Raw genomic sequence first — 13629 nt, 5'->3', positions numbered from 1 at the left:
CCTTTGGTTGGTTGGTACCTGGCTAAACTATATACGCTGTACGAAAACGGACAAGGGCGCGACAGGTTCCCAAACGGCATGCTTCAGATCGCGCCGATGCCGCCGTCGACGGCCAGCGCATGGCCGGTCATGAAGGAGTTTGCCGGATCGGCGGCAAACAGGATGGCGGTGGTGATTTCGTCGACTTCCGCCACCCGCTTCATCGGCACGCCACGCGTCAGCTCCGCCAACGCCTCCGCTTCCGGCGCGCCGGAGACGCGCACGAAGCTGTCGACCATCGCCGTCCTCGTGTGGGCGGGGCAGATGGCGTTGATACGCAGGCCCTTGGTGGCGTATTCGACCGCGGCCGAGCGGGTCAAACCGATGACGCCGTGCTTGGCGGCGGCATAGACCGAGAGTTTCGGCGCGCCGGACAGGCCGGCGGCCGAAGCGATGTTGACGATGGCGCCGCGCTTGCCGGTCGCCTTGAACTGCCGCTCCATCTGCGGGATCTGATGCTTCATGGCATAGAAGACGCCGAGCAGATCGACCTCCAGCACGCGGCGGGCCTCATCCGAGGGGACCTGCGGCAACCGCACGAAGCTCTGCACGATGCCGGCATTGTTGATGGCGACATCCAGCCGTCCGAATTTATCGACCGCCAACCTAACCAGATCCTCGGACAGTTTTTCGTCGGCGATGTTGCCGGCAAGGGTCGCCGTTTCGGCCTGCAGCGTGGCTGCAAGGTCGGCCAGCGCCCTTTCGTCGATATCCGACAGCACCAGCCGCGCGCCTTCAGCGGCAAAGCCTTTCGCCGCACCCCGGCCAAGCCCGCCGGTCGCACCGGTGATCAGCACGGTTGCTCCCGCAAAACGGCCCATCACCCCTCCTGGCCGATCAGTTTCGCGGCGAGATGCGAAAGCAGTCTTACCGCCTCGCCATAGGTTCTGGCCTTTTCGGGATTGGAGGCGTTGCCGTCCAATGCCCGCTTGAAGACGCCCTGGCAGATCGCCGCCAGACGGAAGAAGGAGAAGGCCAGGAAGAAGGTCCAGTCGCCGATGCCGTCCAGCCCGCGTCGCCGGCAGTAGGCGACGACATAGTCCTCTTCGGAGGGCAGGCCGAGCGCGCGACGGTCGATACCGCCTAGGCCGCGAAAGCCCGAGGCGTGGGGCAGGCGCCATTGCATGCACTGATAGGCTAGGTCGGCGAAGGGGTGCCCGAGCGTCGACAATTCCCAGTCGAGCACCGCCAGAACCGTCGGCTGATCGGCGGCAAAAATCAGATTGTCCAGCCGGTAGTCGCCATGCACCAGCGAGACGCGGCCGTCGTCGGCGGGCCTATGCGTCTCCAGCCAGGCAATCAGCCGGTCCATATCGGCGATGGTACCGGTTTCCGAGGCGCGATACTGGGCGGTCCAGCGGGCCAGCTGGCGCTCGAAGTAATTGCCCGGCCGGCCGAAATCGACGAGACCCGCGGCCACGACATCGACATCGTGCAGCGCTGCGAGCGTTGCGTTCATGGCATCGTAGATGGCGGCGCGTTCGTCGTTGTCGCGGGCCTCCGGCAGCGCCGGATCCCAGAGGATGCGGCCGTCGAGGAAATCCATGACGTAAAACATACGGCCGATCGGCGAGTCCTCCGCCGACAGATGCAGCATCCTGGGCACTGGCACGGCGGTGCCGGCAAGCGCGCTCATCACGGTGAATTCGCGGTCGACCTGATGCGCCGATTTCAGCAATTGCCCGGGCGGCTTGGCGCGCAGCACGTAGCGGCCGCTTTGCGCGGTCAAAAGGTAAGTCGGGTTCGATTGGCCGGATTTGAATTTTTCGATGGAGGCAAGCCCGGTAAAGCCGGGGATGCTGGCCTCGAGATAAGGCGCGAGCGCTGCCTGGTCGAGAACGTTCGGATCGTTCATGCCGTCTCGGGCTGGCGTTCGATCAGGGTCAGCGTCAGCCAGCGAGCGGTCAGCGCCGGTTTCTTGGAGCCTTCGATCTCGATCGTCACGTCATGCGCGGTCTGCACCCAGCCCGACGGCCTGACCTTGACGTCGGCCAGCACGAAACGGGTGCGGATGCGCGCACCGGTCTTCACCGGCGCCAGGAAGCGCAGCGAATCGAAGCCGTGGTTGACGCCCATCTTGCCGTTTTCAAGCGGCGGCATGGTCTCGAAGGTCATTGCCGACAACAGCGACAGCGACAGGAAGCCATGCGCGATGGTGCCGCCGAACGGCGTCTCGCGCATGGCGCGCTCCGGATCGCAGTGGATGAACTGGTGGTCGTCGGTGGCGTCGGCGAACTGGTCGATCATGCGTTGCGTGACCACCCGCCATGGCGACACGCCAACTTCCTTGCCGACACTGGCCAGAAGTACATCGAGACTGATCGGTTCCACGCGGATGTCCTCCAGTTCATCCCCGGCTCCGGCCGGAAAATGTCATTCCTTGAACAAGGTCAGCCCATGCTGCACCGACTGTCCGCCGTCGATCGGCAGGATGGCGCCGGTGACATAGCTGCCTGCACGGCTGCACAAATAGAGTGTTGCGCCGGCAATGTCATCCGGTGCCCCGATACGGCCGATCGGAACGTGGTTGCCGACATGCCTGGCTTGCTCTTCCGTGCCGGTGGCAAACGCCGTCATGCGGCTCTGGAAGGGGCCGGGGGCGAAGGCGTTGACGGTGATGCGGCGGGCGGCGAACTCGAGCGCCAAGGTGCGCGTCAGATGATGAACCGCGGCCTTCGACGCCGTGTAGGAATAGGCGTCGTCGGCCAGCGGCTGCGTGCCCATCACCGAACCGAGGTTGATGACCCGGGCCGGATCGGCATCGCTGGCGGCGGCATCGAGCAGCGGCAGCAATTCGCGCGTCAGATGGAAGACCGCGGTGACATTGACACCGAACACTTTCGCCCAGGCGGAATAAGGAAAGCTCTCCAGCGGCGCGCCCCAGGACACACCGGCATTGTTGACCAGGATGTTCAGGTGATCGGTCCGCGTCTTGACCTCGGTGACGAGTGCGGCAATGCCGGCCTCACTGGAGACATCGCCGGCGAAGCCTTCGGCCCGGCCAGGTGCGCCAAGCCCGTTCAGTTCACCGGCGACCTTGATGCAATCCTCGCCCTTGCGCGAGGCGATCATCACGCTCGCGCCGGCCTTAACCAGCGCGGTTGCCGCCATGCGGCCGATGCCGGTCGCCGCTCCCGTCACCAGCGCGGTCTTGCCGGCCACCGAAAACAGCTCGTCCAGATAGCTCATCACAAATCCTCCGCGCCCTGCCTTGGTGTGCGGGCCTCGGTGTGCAGGCAAACAGTTCGCGTTGACAAGGCTATCCGAAGTACGGTCATCCTTGCCACGGGTAAAATGCCTGGCCTGCATGAGGGGTTAGCGATGACGGAGATGAATCTCGGCATGACCGAGCGGCTGAAGCCGATCCACGCGCGCGTCGCGGCCATGGTGCGCGACGAGATCATGCCGCTCGACAAGGAATTCCTCGGCGAAGTGGGCAAGCAAGGCGACCGCTGGGCCTATAGCGCGCGCCAGAGCGAAATCCTCGAAAGGCTGAAGAAGACCGCACGGGAGCGCGGCCTGTGGAACTTCTGGCTGACCGGCTCGGAGCGCGGCTACGGCCTCTCTACGGTCGAATACGCCTATCTCGCCGAGGAGATGGGCAAGGCGCATCTCGGCGCCGAGACCTTCAACTGCTCGGCGCCCGACACCGGCAACATGGAGGTGCTGGAACGGTATGGCGCGGCCGACCACAAGAAGGCGTGGCTCGAGCCGCTGCTCGACGGCAAGATCCGCTCGGCCTATCTGATGACCGAGCCGGATGTCGCCTCGTCCGACGCCACCAACATTGCGATGCGCTGTGAGCGCCAGGGCGGCGACTATGTGCTCAACGGCGAGAAATGGTGGGCTTCCGGCGCCGGCGATCCGCGCTGCGCCATCTACGTCGTCATGGTCCGGACCGGTGGCGACGAAGAGCCGAAACATAGGCGGCATTCGATGATCCTGGTGCCGTCCGACGCAAAGGGCGTGACCAAGGTCCGGGCCATGCAGGTCTATGGCGACGATGACGCGCCGCACGGCCACATGCATCTTCGCTTCGACAATGTGCGGGTGCCTGCATCGAACCTGATCCTGGGCGAGGGCAGGGGGTTCGAGATCGCGCAGGGCCGGCTCGGCCCCGGCCGCATCCATCACTGCATGCGCGCCATCGGCCAGGCCGAGATGGCGCTGGAGATGCTGTGCCAGCGTTCCGTGCGCCGCGAGGCCTTCGGCCAGCCCTTGGCAAAACTCGGCGCCAATTTCGATATCATCGCCGAATGCCGCATGGAGATCGAGATGGCGCGGCTGCTCTGCCTGAAGGCGGCATGGATGATCGACCAGGGCGATGCACGCGCCGCGGCACCCTGGATCAGCCAGATCAAGGTGATCGCCCCGCGTGTGGCGCTCAAGGTCACCGACGAGGCGGTGCAGATGTTCGGCGCGCAAGGCATCAGCCAGGACACGCCGCTGGCGCGCTCGTGGACGCATCTGCGGACATTGCGCCTTGCCGATGGGCCTGACGCCGTGCATCGCCGCCAGGTGGCGCGGACCGAACTGAAGAAATACACGCAGGAAAAGGTCTGAGCGCCGGCATTCGTCACCCGGCGACGCGGGCAGGTCCAAGCAAGGAGTGTTCCGATGACCGTCCCCTCCGAAATGAAGGCGCTGCTGCTTGTCGGCGACGGCTACACCAGGACGCCTTCCGGCAGCGTGCTGGAAGCGATGGAGCCCTATCTTGAGCCGGGCAGCATCGAGGTGCCGACACCGGGGCCGACGCAGGTGCTGATCAAGGTCAGCCTCGCCTCGATCAATCCGTCTGATGTCGCCTTCATCAAGGGCCAGTACGGCCAGCCACGCGCCAAGGGCCAGCCGGCCGGCTTCGAGGGTGTCGGCACCGTCGTCGCCGGTGGCGATGAGCCCTACCCCAAAAGCCTCGTCGGCAAGCGCGTCGCTTTCGCCACAGGCGTCAGCAACTGGGGCTCATGGGCCGAATATGCCGTAGCGGAAGCGGTGGTCTGTATCCCGCTGCTCGACACCGTTCGCGACGAGGATGGCGCGGCGATGATCGTCAACCCGCTCACCGCGCTCGCCATGTTCGACATCGTGAGGGAAGAGAGCGAAAAGGCCTTCGTCATGACCGCCGGCGCCAGCCAGCTCTGCAAGCTGATCATCGGCCTGGCCAGGGAAGCGGGTTTTCGACCCATCGTCACCGTACGCCGCGACGACCAGATCGCGGCTCTGAAGGAGCTTGGCGCCGCACACGTCCTCAACGAAAAGGCGCCGGATTTCAAGACGGCGCTGCGCGAGGTCATGAAGGCCGAACAGCCGCGCATCTTCCTCGACGCGGTGACCGGGCCGCTGGCCTCCGCCATTTTCGACGTCATGCCGAAGCGCTCACGCTGGATCATCTACGGACGGCTCGATCCCGAAGCCACGATCATCCGTGAACCCGGCCAACTGATCTTCCAGCACAAGCACATCGAGGGTTTCTGGCTGAGCGAATGGATGCGTCAGTTTCGCGACCGCCGCGGCCCGGCGATCCTAGAAGCGCAGAAAAGGTTCTCCGATGGGCGCTGGTCGACCGATGTGACGGCGGTGGTGCCGCTCGCCGAGGCAATGGCGCGGGTGCCGACCGAACTGGCCAAGCCCAACGGCAAGGTGTTCATCCGGCCGTAGCATGAAGGTGCCCGAAGCTCGAATACGAAGCCTCCAGACGCTCTCGATGCCAAAAATGCTGGCGTCCGGCTGCCGCTGGCGCCGTCGGGCGGCCATCCGCTCTTTCAGCCCTCTATGCCGCGCCGCTTTGTCCGTGATATGCCGCCGCCATCGAATGCCTGACGGCGCCGGCAAGGGCCTGTTCCGGGGCGGTGTGGAGTGACTTGATGACGATTGCCAAGCCGGTTTTCGACCGTTTGGGACTTAGCATGTGGATCGGAGCGTTCCTGATCGTTCTTGTCATGGTCCTGTGGTCTCCGGACACACATTCGGTGCTGGGGGCCTACAGATTTGGCAGCGAGGAATTTCTGGCCGGCCGGCCGCTCTACAATCTTGGCTCCCAGATGGGGTACCTCTACGCTCCGGCTTTTGCCGCGCTCTATGTTCCGCTGTTGAAGCTGGGCCCGCATTTAGGTGGCCTGGTGTGGCACGCCCTGGGCTTCGCGGTGCTGACCTTCGCCGCCATGCGGCAGGTTCGCAAGCTCGGCGGTCAGGAACTAAACTGGCTGCTTTCATTCGGTCTGTTCCTCGCTCTGCCGCTGGCGCTTGGCGCGATCCGCAACGGACAATCGACAATTCTGCTGACAGGCGCCTGCTGGCTTCTTACGCTTTCGGCGCTTGAAGGGCGGCGCGCCGAGACCTTCTTCTGGGCTTCGCTGGCCCTCATTGCCAAGCCGACCGCGATCATCATGTTGCTGTTGGCGGGAGGGCTGCGCCCCAGGCTGATCCCGGTGCTGGTGCTGGCGGTGCTGTTCGTGCTCGCCATACCTTATGCTTTCGCGCCAGCCAGTTATCTGAACGGCCAGTATCTTGATTTCGCCCGCATGCTGACCTCGATGGCGGTCGACAAGACCAGCCGCTTTGTTGCCTCCGATTTCACCGCGCCTTTTGCGGCGGCGGGAATGCCCATCGCCGAATCCGGCGCCACGGCGGTGCGTTTCGTGGTCGGCTTGTTGACGCTCTCGATCGTGCTCTTGTTCGATCGCAAGCTCGAGCGGGGGACGGCAGGGCTGGCGATCTTCCTGACGGCCACATTCTACATGTGCGTCTTCAATCCGCGTGTCGAGCCCAACACCTATGCGATGATCGCCGTGCCTGCCGGGCTCGCCATCGCTCTGTTATGGCGCGAGGAACGAGGCGGCGTCCTCGCCTCGGTGCTGTCGACGGCGCTGTTCGCGACCGGGCTGGGCGGCGTCGAGCAACATGTGCATGCTTTCCTCAACCCCTGGTTCCGGCCGATCGCGATTGCTTTCATAGCCTGTTCCCTGATCTGGTGGTTCTGGGCCAAGGCGGGGGAAAAGGTGGTGAATGCGGGGGTCGCAAATGGCTGAGTCGCGGCCGGTACTCGATATCGTCGCGCCGTTCCTCAACGAGGCGCCGTCGGCATTGGCATTCGCCGAGTTGCTTGCCGCGCTGGAGGCGGCGGTGGCACAGCGCTTCGGCATGGCCGTGCACAAGATCCTGGTCGACGACGGTAGCCGAGACGATGGCGCCAAGCGGTTTTCGCAGGTCCTGACGGGGTCGTGGGAGATCGTCCGCCTAAGCCGCAATTTCGGCAAGGAAGTCGCCGTGCTTGCCGGCCTCGACCAGTCGCGCGGCGACATGGTGCTGATCATGGACGCCGACCTCCAGCATTCGATGGACATCAGCCTGAAGATGATCGCCGAGCTGGTGGAACATCCCGACATCGACGTCGTCTACGCGCAGAACGACAGGCGTGAGGCCAGTTGGCGACGCAGTCAGCTGGCGCGGCTTTTCTACAGCCTGATCAACAGCAGCCAGCGTTTCGACATTCCCGAAAATGCCGGCGACTTTCGCGTCATGCGCGGTGCCGTGGCGCGTGCGCTGACCAGCCTGCGTGACAAACGACGCTTCAACAAGGGCCTGTTTGCCTGGGCCGGCTTCCGCCAGAAAGCGTTGCCCTATTCGCCGGAGAACCGCGCCAGCGGCACGTCGAAATGGAGCCGGCTCAACCTGATCGCCTTCTCGCTGGAAGGGTTCACCTCCTTTTCCGTCATTCCGCTGCGCTTGATCAGCCTCAGCGGGCTGCTTGCCGCATTTGCAGGCGCTGTCTACGGCGCCAAGGTGTTCTTCGAGGTGATCTTCTACGGCATTGCCGTTCCCGGCTATCCCAGCCTGCTGGTCGCCGTCGTCCTGCTCGGCGGCCTCAACCTGACGCTTCTCGGCCTGATTGGCGAGTATGTCTGGGTCACGCTCAGCGAAAGCAAGGATCGGCCGGTCTATATCGTGCGCGATGTCGTACGCAGCGACGTCGCTCCCGACAGGTTGGCACCGGGCGCTCGCGAGGCATGAAGCGGCGCATCCGCCTAATCGCCGACGACTACGGCCTGGCGCCAGGGGTCTCCGCCGCGATCCTCGATTTGCTCGATCGTGGGCGCCTGACTGGCACCAGCTGCATGACAGGCTTTCCAGAATGGGTGCACGAGGCGGAGCGCATAAAGCCCCTGTGCGGCCGCGTCGCGGTCGGGCTGCATCTTACCCTAACCGATCAGCCAGCCGTCACCGGCCGGTCGAGCTTGGCGCCGGAAGGCCGGCTGCCGCCGCTCCGCTCGCTGGCGTTGCCTGTTCTGCGCGGTCGCATCGACGACTGCGATGCCCATGCCGAACTCGACGCTCAATACAGCCGCTTCGTCGAGGCACTCGGGCGCCGCCCCGATTTCGTCGACGGGCATCAGCATGTGCATTTCCTTCCGGTCGTGCGTACATGGCTGCGCGCGCGTCTGCACGAGGAAGTCGACAGGCCGGCGCTGCGCGGCGCGCCGCCACTGGCCGGCACGGCGCCGAAAGTCGCCGCGATCGCAGCGCTCGCTGCCGGGTTCAACCGGTCCATGCAGCATGCCGGCTTCACCGTTTTCGGACCGCTCGCGGGCATCTACGACTGGCGGCGACCCGAAAAGTTCGCATCGGTGCTGCAAGCCGCTGTCGAGGCCTTGCCGGAACGGGGGCTGTTCATGTGCCACCCCGGCCATGTCGACGAGACGTTGCGCGCGCGTGACCCGATGCAAGGTGTGCGCGAGGTCGAATTCGCGGTCCTCGCATCAGACGACTTCGGCGCCAGCCTGGCCCGCGCCGGTGTCGCAATCATGGACGGCACGGGATGAGCGGCGCCGACCAACCCCGGCGTTCGACCGGCAACAAGATCGTCCGCTTTGCCATTGTCGGACTTGCCAACACGGCCATCGACCTTGTCAGCTTCTTCCTGCTGCTCAAGCTGCAGATGCCGCCGGTGCCCGCCAACATTGTTGCCTGGTTCATCGCCGTCAGCTTTTCGTTCGTGGCGAACGGCTTCTGGGCGTTCGAGCGCAATCAAGCCATCCGGCTGCGTGACGCGTTCCTTCGGTTCGCCTCGCTCGGGGCCCTGATTTCGCTCGGTGTCTCCAGCCTTTCGATCGCGCTGTTTGCCGCCACCGTTGGAGTCTGGCCGGCTAAGATCGGCGGTGTCGTGGTGGCGGCGGTGCTGAATTTCCTCGCCGCGCGCTGGTCGATCGAAGGCCGGTTCTTGAGATAGGCCTACCTGTTTCACGGCGGAAAACCGCGATACACTTTCTTGGACTTCTCTATTCGGCCGGCTCAACCTTGCTATAGGCGGCTTCCTCCAACTCGCGCTTCAGCCGCGCTTCCTCATGGGTCTTCGGCGTGACGAAGCGGCCCAGCAAGAGATAGGCGACCGGCGTCAGGAACAGCGTCGAGACGGTGGCAAGGCCCAGTCCGCCGACGATGACCCAGCCGAGCGCCACGCGCGCCTCGGCACCGGCGCCGCTTGCCAGCACCAGCGGCAAGCCGCCGAGCACGGTGCAGATCATCGTCATCATCACCGGTCGCACGCGGATGACCGAGGCCTGCTCGATCGCTTCGCGCACGCCAAGTCCGCGATCGCGCAGCTGGTTGGCGAATTCGACGATCAGGATGCCGTTCTTGGCCATGACGCCGACCAGCAGCACCAGGCCAATCTGGCTGTAGGCGTTGAGGCTGGTGCCCGAGAGCAGCAGCGCGAAGATGGCGCAAGCAAGACCCAGCGGCACCGTCGCCATGATGATGACGGCGCTGACGAAGCTTTCGAACTGGGCGGCCAGCACCAGCAGGATGATGACCAGAGCGAAGCCGAAGATGGTCACCATGCCGCTGTTGGTCTCGCCCAGCGTCGCGGCCTCGGCCAACGGCAAGATGCGGCTGCCCGCAGGCAAAAGCGGCGTGGCGATTTCCTCGGCGCGGGTCAAGGCATCGCCAAGCGCGAAGTCGCCGTTGAGGTTGGAGGTGATCGCCACCGACGGCTGCTGCTGCTCGCGCGACAGCGACGGCGGCACCGCACGCTCGGTCAGCGTGGCAATGGTCGACATCGGCACGAAGCGGCCGTCTGATGTCTTCAGGAAGATGTTTTCCAGGTCGGTCGGGTCGTTGATCGGGTTGGTGGTCGAGACCAGCTTCACGCCGTAGCTGCGATCGGCGATGTAGACATCGACGACGTCGTTGCCGTCGAGCATGGCCTGCAAGGTGTTGGCCATCCCGGTGATGTCGATACCGAGGTCGGAGGCGCGCTCGCGGTCGATGGCCACGGCCAGCTGCGGCTGCGTCGGATCGATGGACAGGCGCGGCGTCTGGAAACGCGGGTCCTTCTGCATCTCGGCGATGATCTTGACCGCCGCGTCGCCGAGAGCCTTGCGGTTATTGCCGACCAGCGCGAACTGCAGGCCGTTGCCGGCACCGCGAATGCCGAGGCTGTTGGGCTGCACCGGGAAGATGCGCACGCTCGGCACCTGCCTGGTCAGCTGGCTGATCTCGGCCATGATCTCTTGCTGGCTGCGGCTGCGCTCGTTCCACGGCGCCAGCGTCATCACCATGAAGCCTGAGTTGTAGGAACCGTTCTGGCCGGCGTTCTCGAACGTGCTGCGGATCTCGCCGGACTCGCGCATCGGCTGGATCAGCCTCTCGATCTTCTGCATCTGCTGCGTCGTGTAGTCGAGGCTGACACCTTGCGGGGCGTTGATGCGCAACAGCACGGCGGCGCGGTCCTCGGTCGGCGTCAGTTCCTGGCGGATGGTGCCGAACAGCGTGAAGGCGGTACCCGCAAACAGCACCGCGACCAGAAGCACGATCCATGGTGCGTCGAGGCAAGCGTGCAGGGCGCGCTTGTAGGCTGAATTCAGCGCGCCGCCGATACGGGCGCCGATGCCGTGGCCGCCTTCATGGTGGAGCGAGGCGCTGGACAGCATGCGCGAGGCGAGCATCGGGCACAGCGTTAGCGCCACCACGCAGGACAAAAGCACCGACATGGCGAGCACGAAGCCAAATTCGCGGAACAGGCCGCCGGTCTGGCCGGGCAGGAACGAGATCGGCACGAAGACGGCGACCAGCGTCAGCGTCGTGGCAATGACGGCGAAGAACACTTCCTGGGCGCCGAGCACGGCGGCGGCACGCGGGCCCATGCCTTCATTGCGGCGTCGCACGATGTTTTCGAGCACGACGATGGCGTCGTCGACGACCAGTCCCGTCGCCAGCACCAAAGCGAGCAGGGTCAGGATGTTGACCGAGAAGCCGGCCAGATAGATGGCGGCGACGGTGCCGATCATGGCAACAGGCATCGACAGTCCCGGGATCAGCGTTGCGCGCCAGTCAAGCAGAAACACATAGATGACGATCAGCACCATGGTGACGGACAGGCCGAGTGCGATCTCGACCTCGTGCACCGCGCCGTTGACGAAAACCGCGTCGTCGCTGGTGATCTTGATCGACATACCCTTGGGCAGGTTCTCCTGCAGCTTGGCGACGGCGGCCTGAACGCCCGTCGAGATGTCCAGCGTGTTCGATTCCGCCTGGCGGATGATGCCGATGCCGATGCCGGTCTTACCATCCGAACGCAGCGTGGTCTGGCCGACATCGGGGCCGAGCGTGACGGTGGCGACGTCGCGGATGCGCGTCGTGCCGCCGATGATGATGTTTTCGAATTCCTCGGGCGTGGTCACGTCCGCCGTGGTGCGGACGATCAGGTCCTGGTTTGTCGTGGTGATCGAACCGGCCGGTGAATCGAAAGCGACAGAAGCAAGCGCCGCCCTGAGGTCGGCAACGGTAAAGCCGAGGCTGGCGAGCTTGTTCTGGTCGACGTCGATGCGGAAGATCTTGTCTCGATAGCCATAGATCTGGACGTCGGCAACGCCGGGCACGGCGGCCAGTTCGTCCTCGATCTGATCCTGGACCACCACCGTCATGTCCTGGATCGACATGTCGTCCGAAGTCACCGCCAGTCGCATCACCGGGTCGGAATTGGCGTCGGCCTTGACGATGCGCGGTGGATCGGCGGTGTCCGGCATCAGGTTGGCGACACGGCCGACGGCATCGCGCACGTCCGAGGCGGCGACGTTAAGGTCGACGCCGTCGTTGAACTCGATGGTGACGCGGCTCGAACCGAAGGAGGAGGAAGACGAGATCGACTTGACGCCGGAGACGCGGGCGACAGCGCCCTCGATGGTGTCGGTCAGCTCACGGTCGACGGTTTCGGCCGCGGCGCCTTCGAAGGCGGTCGAGACCGTGACGACCGCGCGGTCGACGTCAGGCAGTTCGCGGATCTCGACGCCATAGAAGGCAGCCAGGCCGGCGACTGCGATCAGTGTGTTCAGCACGAAGGCCATCACCGGCCTGCGGATGAACAGGGCGGTAAAGCCGGTGTCGCTGCCAGCGTTGACGGGGCTGGTCATGAGCCTTGAGCGGCGTCCGCGGCGCGCTGGTCTTCGCCGGCGATGCGCACGGCACCGCCCGCGCTGACGCTCTGGGTGCCTTCAGTCACCACCATGTCTCCGCTGTCGATCTCCGCGTCGATCAGCACGGTCTCGGTGTTGCGCTGGATGATGCGCACCGGGACCCGCCTGGCCTTGCCGTCCTCGACCTGCCAGACATAGGCGCCGTCCGAGCCCCAGAGGATCGCCAGGGGGCTGACCGCCGGATAGGTCTCGCCGGCGAACTTCATGATTATGCCGAACGACATGCCGGCGCGCAGCGAATCGGCCGGGTTGGCGATCTTGGCCTTGACCAGCAAAGTGCGGCTCTTTTCGTCGATGTGGTTGTCGATGGCCGAAACCGTGCCGGTGTAGGCTTTGCTGGGATTGGCGATTGGCGTCGCCGTCAATTGCGCGCCGACCTTGACGGCGGCGGCGAAACGTTCGGGCACGAGGAAATCGACAAGAATACTGGAGCGGTCGTCGAGCGTGGCGATCGCCGACTGGTTGGTCACATAATTCCCGGCGGCGATCGGCAGGATGCCGACGGTGCCGGCGATCGGCGCGACGATGGAGCGGCGCTGCAGGGCAAGTTCGGCATCGCGAAGTACCAGTTTGGCGACCGCCAGCACCACTTCGGCATCGGCGACGGCGACCGGTGTCGCTGCGTTGGAGGCCCGCAGCGATTTCACCCGGTCGAGCTTGTTCTGCGAGTCCTGTAAGACGAGCTTGGCACGATCCTGCGCGATCACCTCGGTCTCGGAATCGAGGGTGGCAATGATCTGTCCCTTGTCGACATGGCTGCCAGATTCGACCAGCAGTTCGGCAAGGCGGCCGGAGCTGTAGGGATTGACGGTCACCGAGGCATTGGCACGGCCAGTGCCGATCGCCTGAAGGCGGTCGTTGATGGTGGCCGAAGTGGCGGCCAGCGCGACCACGTTCACCCGCCGGTTGCCGCCATTGCCGCCGTTTGCCTGCTTGGCGTTGGCGGCCCCGGTTTCAGCCGGGAGCGTTGCCGCGTAAACCCAGTCTATCCCCCAGCGTGCCAGCACCTCCGGTGCGCCCGGAAAAAAGCGCAGCCAGGCGGCTGCCGCCACGACCAGCACCACAAGCGCGAAAAGTATCTGTTTCCAGGCGGCCATAGGCACTCCGGTTGGGCAAAACGATC

At 64.8% G+C, this 13629-nt stretch carries 12 protein-coding genes; 6 read left to right on the top strand and 6 right to left on the bottom strand.

The window, feature by feature from the left end; translation table 11 throughout:
* Positions 1-83: 83 nt before the first annotated feature.
* The 4 genes from AC0ZT5_RS17725 to AC0ZT5_RS17710 are packed head-to-tail and all read right to left on the bottom strand — an operon-like array spanning position 84 to position 3228.
* A complete protein-coding gene (locus AC0ZT5_RS17725) occupies positions 84-860 on the bottom strand; it encodes an SDR family NAD(P)-dependent oxidoreductase (RefSeq protein ID WP_488497477.1) in 777 nt (258 codons plus the stop codon).
* Positions 860-1894: a phosphotransferase family protein gene (locus AC0ZT5_RS17720; RefSeq protein WP_488497476.1), complete on the bottom strand. Its 1035-nt coding sequence runs from the start codon at positions 1892-1894 to the stop codon at positions 860-862. The genes AC0ZT5_RS17725 and AC0ZT5_RS17720 overlap by 1 nt, the downstream gene beginning before the upstream one ends.
* Positions 1891-2376 (bottom strand): MaoC family dehydratase, encoded by a 486-nt coding sequence (locus AC0ZT5_RS17715; RefSeq protein WP_378922604.1) that lies wholly within the window; start codon positions 2374-2376, stop codon positions 1891-1893. Before AC0ZT5_RS17715 ends, AC0ZT5_RS17720 begins: the two co-directional genes overlap by 4 nt.
* A 36-nt stretch (positions 2377-2412) precedes the next feature.
* On the bottom strand, positions 2413-3228 hold the full coding sequence (locus AC0ZT5_RS17710; protein WP_488497475.1) for an SDR family oxidoreductase: 816 nt from the start codon (positions 3226-3228) through the stop codon (positions 2413-2415).
* Positions 3229-3360: 132 nt separating this feature from the next.
* Here AC0ZT5_RS17710 and AC0ZT5_RS17705 point away from each other — a divergent pair, with 132 nt between their 5' ends.
* The 6 genes from AC0ZT5_RS17705 to AC0ZT5_RS17680 all read left to right on the top strand — a co-directional run bounded on the left by AC0ZT5_RS17705 (position 3361) and on the right by AC0ZT5_RS17680 (position 9262).
* Positions 3361-4602, top strand: coding sequence for an acyl-CoA dehydrogenase family protein (locus AC0ZT5_RS17705; protein WP_488497474.1), 1242 nt, complete (start codon positions 3361-3363; stop codon positions 4600-4602).
* A 54-nt stretch (positions 4603-4656) separates the two neighbouring features.
* Entirely contained in the window at positions 4657-5694 is a 1038-nt protein-coding gene (locus AC0ZT5_RS17700; RefSeq protein ID WP_488497473.1) for a zinc-binding dehydrogenase, read from the top strand.
* Positions 5695-5900: 206 nt separating this feature from the next.
* Positions 5901-7064, top strand: a complete 1164-nt coding sequence (locus tag AC0ZT5_RS17695; RefSeq protein WP_488497472.1) for a glycosyltransferase 87 family protein — start codon at positions 5901-5903, stop codon at positions 7062-7064.
* Entirely contained in the window at positions 7057-8046 is a 990-nt protein-coding gene (locus AC0ZT5_RS17690) for a glycosyltransferase family 2 protein (RefSeq protein ID WP_477285803.1), read from the top strand. The genes AC0ZT5_RS17695 and AC0ZT5_RS17690 overlap by 8 nt, the downstream gene beginning before the upstream one ends.
* Entirely contained in the window at positions 8043-8855 is an 813-nt protein-coding gene (locus tag AC0ZT5_RS17685) for a ChbG/HpnK family deacetylase (RefSeq protein WP_488497471.1), read from the top strand. The genes AC0ZT5_RS17690 and AC0ZT5_RS17685 overlap by 4 nt, the downstream gene beginning before the upstream one ends.
* Positions 8852-9262 carry a GtrA family protein gene (locus tag AC0ZT5_RS17680; RefSeq protein WP_488497470.1) on the top strand — a complete coding sequence of 137 codons (411 nt, stop codon included), beginning with the start codon at positions 8852-8854 and terminating at the stop codon, positions 9260-9262. Before AC0ZT5_RS17685 ends, AC0ZT5_RS17680 begins: the two co-directional genes overlap by 4 nt.
* Positions 9263-9311: 49 nt before the next feature.
* Here the strand turns inward: AC0ZT5_RS17680 and AC0ZT5_RS17675 are convergent, their stop codons facing one another.
* Positions 9312-12443, bottom strand: a complete 3132-nt coding sequence (locus AC0ZT5_RS17675; RefSeq protein WP_488497469.1) for an efflux RND transporter permease subunit — start codon at positions 12441-12443, stop codon at positions 9312-9314.
* Positions 12440-13603, bottom strand: coding sequence for an efflux RND transporter periplasmic adaptor subunit (locus tag AC0ZT5_RS17670; RefSeq protein WP_488497468.1), 1164 nt, complete (start codon positions 13601-13603; stop codon positions 12440-12442). The genes AC0ZT5_RS17675 and AC0ZT5_RS17670 overlap by 4 nt, the downstream gene beginning before the upstream one ends.
* Between the last annotated feature and the right edge of the window lie 26 nt (positions 13604-13629).

The organism is Mesorhizobium sp. CNPSo 4670, assembly GCF_057784235.1.
This window is presented reverse-complemented; position numbering and strand designations above follow the sequence as displayed.

What these genes read in the sequence shown, in the direction of transcription:
- AC0ZT5_RS17680 (WP_488497470.1), top strand. Translation starts at nt 8,852, where the DNA reads ATGAGCGGCGCCGACCAACCCCGGCGTTCGACCGGCAACAAGATCGTC.
- AC0ZT5_RS17675 (WP_488497469.1), bottom strand. Translation starts at nt 12,443, where the DNA reads ATGACCAGCCCCGTCAACGCTGGCAGCGACACCGGCTTTACCGCCCTG.
- AC0ZT5_RS17705 (WP_488497474.1), top strand. Translation starts at nt 3,361, where the DNA reads ATGACGGAGATGAATCTCGGCATGACCGAGCGGCTGAAGCCGATCCAC.
- AC0ZT5_RS17720 (WP_488497476.1), bottom strand. Translation starts at nt 1,894, where the DNA reads ATGAACGATCCGAACGTTCTCGACCAGGCAGCGCTCGCGCCTTATCTC.
- AC0ZT5_RS17710 (WP_488497475.1), bottom strand. Translation starts at nt 3,228, where the DNA reads ATGAGCTATCTGGACGAGCTGTTTTCGGTGGCCGGCAAGACCGCGCTG.
- AC0ZT5_RS17685 (WP_488497471.1), top strand. Translation starts at nt 8,043, where the DNA reads ATGAAGCGGCGCATCCGCCTAATCGCCGACGACTACGGCCTGGCGCCA.
- AC0ZT5_RS17670 (WP_488497468.1), bottom strand. Translation starts at nt 13,603, where the DNA reads ATGGCCGCCTGGAAACAGATACTTTTCGCGCTTGTGGTGCTGGTCGTG.
- AC0ZT5_RS17690 (WP_477285803.1), top strand. Translation starts at nt 7,057, where the DNA reads ATGGCTGAGTCGCGGCCGGTACTCGATATCGTCGCGCCGTTCCTCAAC.
- AC0ZT5_RS17725 (WP_488497477.1), bottom strand. Translation starts at nt 860, where the DNA reads ATGGGCCGTTTTGCGGGAGCAACCGTGCTGATCACCGGTGCGACCGGC.
- AC0ZT5_RS17695 (WP_488497472.1), top strand. Translation starts at nt 5,901, where the DNA reads ATGACGATTGCCAAGCCGGTTTTCGACCGTTTGGGACTTAGCATGTGG.
- AC0ZT5_RS17700 (WP_488497473.1), top strand. Translation starts at nt 4,657, where the DNA reads ATGACCGTCCCCTCCGAAATGAAGGCGCTGCTGCTTGTCGGCGACGGC.